We start from the raw sequence: 3,691 nt of genomic DNA on the forward strand, positions 1-3,691 counted from the left end.
TACTTACTTTACCGACATAATATATATGACAATTAACAACACCACAATTATTACTATTATTACCACCGGGATAAATTTCGGAGGAAGATAATCGTATGGTGTAAAAACATAAACAAAACCAAATGAAGCCTTCCTCCGCAAAGAGGAAGGCTTTTTTATTGGCCTCACCTAAATCCTCTCCAAAGGAGAGGACTTGAAAATTGAGTTTGGAATCCTCTCCTTTGGAGAGGGCAGGGTGAGGCAAATAAGGAGACTATTTTATTAGATATTAAAAAATGAAGATTCTAAAATTCGGTGGTACATCGGTAGGTTCGGTAAGCAGTATCCAAACATTACTCAATATTTTAAAAGAAGAGGATACTCCCGGCAATCGCCCGGTAGTGGTTTTATCTGCCATGGGCGGGGTAACTAACCTGTTGGTATCCATGGCCGAAGATGCTGCAAATGGTAAAGAATTTACCGCGCAATTAGCCGAGTTGGAAAAACGCCACTTTGATGCCGTGAAAGCCTTGCTGACTGTGCAAAATCAAAATCCGGCGTATACTCGCTTAAAAATCAACTTTAACCATCTGGAAGAATTGCTGCAGGGCGTGCTCACCCTGCGTGAGCTTACCCCTAAAACCCGCGACCAGATACTGAGCTACGGCGAACGCTGCTCCGCATTAATGGTGAGCAAAATTGCCGCGCAGCATTTTAACGATGTCCTGTTTGTAGATGCATCTGAACTGATAAAAACCGACAGCGCTTTTGGCCAGGCCAAAGTAAACAACGAGTTAAGCCATTTGCTGATTAAAACCTTTTACCAGGAAAACAGCGACAAGCTGCTTATTGTAACCGGCTTTATTGCAGGTAACGATGCTGGCCAGATAACTACACTGGGCCGTGGCGGCAGCGATTATACAGCGGCTATATTCGGGTCGGCGCTTAATGCCGAAGAAATACAGATCTGGACAGACGTGAACGGCATGATGACCGCCGATCCGCGCATGGTTCAAAAAGCCTTCCCGCTGGAGGAGCTTACTTATACCGAAGCGATGGAACTTTCCTACTTCGGCGCCAAGGTTATTTATCCGCCAACCATGATCCCAGCGTTTTTGAAAAAGATCCCTATCGTGATCAAAAATACATTTGAGCCTGCGTTTGCGGGTACGGTTATCCGTCATGATTGCAAGGCATCAAACCTGCCTATAAAAGGTATCTCGTCTATCAACAATATCAGCATCCTTAATTTAGAGGGTAGCGGCATGGTAGGCAAATCGGGCTTTAGCGGCAGGTTGTTTTCGCTGTTGGCAAGGGAACAGATCAACATTATCCTTATCACGCAGTCATCATCAGAACATAGTATCACTTTTGCCGTACAGCCAAACGAGGTTGATAAGGCCAAGTTATTAATAGAGCAGGAATTTGAGCTGGAACTGCTGGCCAATAAACTGGAGCCACTGGTTGTAGAGAAAGATCAGGCCATATTAGCTGTAGTAGGCGAAAACATGAAACAAACCCCGGGCATGAGCGGTAAGCTATTTCATGCGTTGGGCCGTAATGGTGTTAACGTGAGGGCAATCGCGCAGGGTTCGTCAGAATACAACATTTCCGTTATTATCTCGGCACACGATTTGGCTAAAGCCTTAAATGCCGTGCACGATGCTTTCTTTATAGAGTTAACTAAAACCCTGCATGCTTTCTGTTTAGGAACAGGAAACATCGGCAAAACCTTGTTTAATCAGCTAAACGCGCATACAGATTTCTTGCAGAAGAATAATGGCATACAGGTTAAAATAGCAGGCATCAGCAATACCCGTAAAATGGTTTTTAATGCTGATGGTTTATCTTTAGATACCTGGCAAGATGATCTGCAAGCATCCGACAGCGTAGCTGATTTGCAGGCTTTCATAGCCAAAATGAAAGAAATGAACCTGCCCAACTGTGTGTTTATTGATAATACTGCCAGCCCAAAACCTATCGCGTTTTATGAGGAGGTTTTTAAATCGAACATATCTGTTGTTACCTGTAATAAGATAGGTAACTCGGCTTCGTTTGCGCAGTATAAAACATTCAGGGATACCGCCCGCAAGCATGGGGTCGATTTCTTTTATGAGACCAACGTGGGTGCAGGTCTGCCTATCATCCGTACACTAAAAGACCTGATGAGCAGCGGTGACAGGATCCAGCGCATCGAAGCTATCCTTTCGGGAACAATCTCTTTCATCTTTAATCACTTTAAAGGCGATGCCAATTTCCACGATGTGGTAAAAGAAGCCCAGGAAAAAGGTTATACCGAACCTGATCCACGTGATGACCTGAGTGGTAAAGATTTTATGCGCAAGATCCTGATCCTTGCCCGCGATGCCGGCCACGAAATGGAAGAAGCGGATGTGAATATAGAAAACATATTACCCCAAGCTTGTTTAGACGCGCAAACTGTTGAGGATTTCTACGCTGCTTTAAAAGCCGAAGACGCCTATTTCACCAATTTGAAAGAACAGGCAGCGAAAGACAAGAAGGTTTTACGTTACATAGGTAAGCTGGAAAACGGCAAGGCATCTATCACCCTGCAAAGTGTTGATGAAAACCATCCTTTTTACATGCTAAGCGGCAGCGATAACATCATCTCTTTTACTACCGATAGGTACAAAGAACGCCCGCTGGTTGTAAAAGGCCCCGGTGCAGGTGCCGAAGTAACCGCCGCAGGTGTATTTGCCGATCTGATAAATGTGGGTGCTAATTGAGAGATGCAAGATTTTTAGAATCAAGAGACAAGACAAGGAATTTGTAAGGCTATGTCCTTCAGAAATTATATTATGAGTAACGATATACAAAATTTACAACAACCAGCGGCATCTGGCAAAAAGACACTGGATAGCATCCACGTTTTTGCACCCGCCACCGTAGCCAACGTGGTTTGCGGATTTGATGTGCTGGGCTTCGCCGTAAACGAACCCGGCGATGAAGTGATCATGCGTTTAACCGATAAACCGGGTATCACCATCAGTAAAATTACCGGCGACGATGGAAGGTTGCCACTTAATCCTGCTAAAAATACGGTAAGTGTTAGCGTTGAGCATTATTTGCGCAGTATTGACAGACTGGATATTGGTCTTGATATCGAACTGCACAAAAAAATGCCGATCGGCAGCGGCCTGGGTTCAAGTTCGGCCAGTACGGTTGCGGGGTTGTTTGCCATTAAAACTTTATTGGGCGATGATACTGATCCGTCCACCCTGTTACCATTCGCTATGAAGGGCGAGGAAATGGCCTGCGGCCATGGCCATGCGGATAATGTTGCACCGGCTTTGCTTGGGGGCTTTGTACTGATCCGCAGTTATGACCCATTGGATGTTGTGCGTTTACCACATCCCGCGGGCTTATGGTGTGCGATAGTTTTCCCTGATGTGGATGTACCTACACGGGAAGCCAGGCAGATCATCCGCAAAAACATCCAAATGAAGGATGCCGTAACGCAGTGGGGGAACATAGCCGGTTTGGTAAGCGGCCTGTTTATGCAGGATATTGACCTGATTGGCCGCAGCATGAAGGATGTGCTGGTAGAACCGGTTCGCTCTATGTTGATACCCGATTTTTACCTGATGCGCGAAATGGCAATGGAACTTGGCGCGGTTAGCTTCGGCATCTCCGGTTCGGGCCCGTCGGTATTCGCCTTTACCCGCGATGAAGAAACAGCTAAACGCATCAC

3 protein-coding genes are annotated in these 3,691 nt (G+C 45.7%); 2 read left to right on the forward strand and 1 reads right to left on the reverse strand.

Annotation, left to right across the window (positions count from 1 at the left end; all coding sequences use genetic code 11):
• The coding region (locus JWQ85_RS20615) for a hypothetical protein (protein WP_299471347.1) at nucleotides 1–244 on the reverse strand (244 nt) is incomplete at its 3' end.
• A gap of 31 nt (nucleotides 245–275) precedes the next feature.
• On the opposite strand from JWQ85_RS20615, the gene thrA reads away from it, so the two are divergent.
• A complete protein-coding gene (gene thrA, locus JWQ85_RS20620; protein WP_299471348.1) occupies nucleotides 276–2,726 on the forward strand; it encodes a bifunctional aspartate kinase/homoserine dehydrogenase I in 2,451 nt (816 codons plus the stop codon).
• A 72-nt stretch (nucleotides 2,727–2,798) separates the two neighbouring features.
• The coding region (locus tag JWQ85_RS20625; protein WP_299471350.1) for a homoserine kinase at nucleotides 2,799–3,691 on the forward strand (893 nt) is incomplete at its 3' end.

Origin of the sequence: Mucilaginibacter sp., from assembly GCF_028288105.1 — a bacterium.
Taxonomy (GTDB): Bacteria; Bacteroidota; Bacteroidia; order Sphingobacteriales; family Sphingobacteriaceae; genus Mucilaginibacter.

Excerpts from the sequence above, each read along its gene's own strand:
- thrA (WP_299471348.1), top strand. The coding sequence starts at position 276 with ATGAAGATTCTAAAATTCGGTGGTACATCGGTAGGTTCGGTAAGCAGT.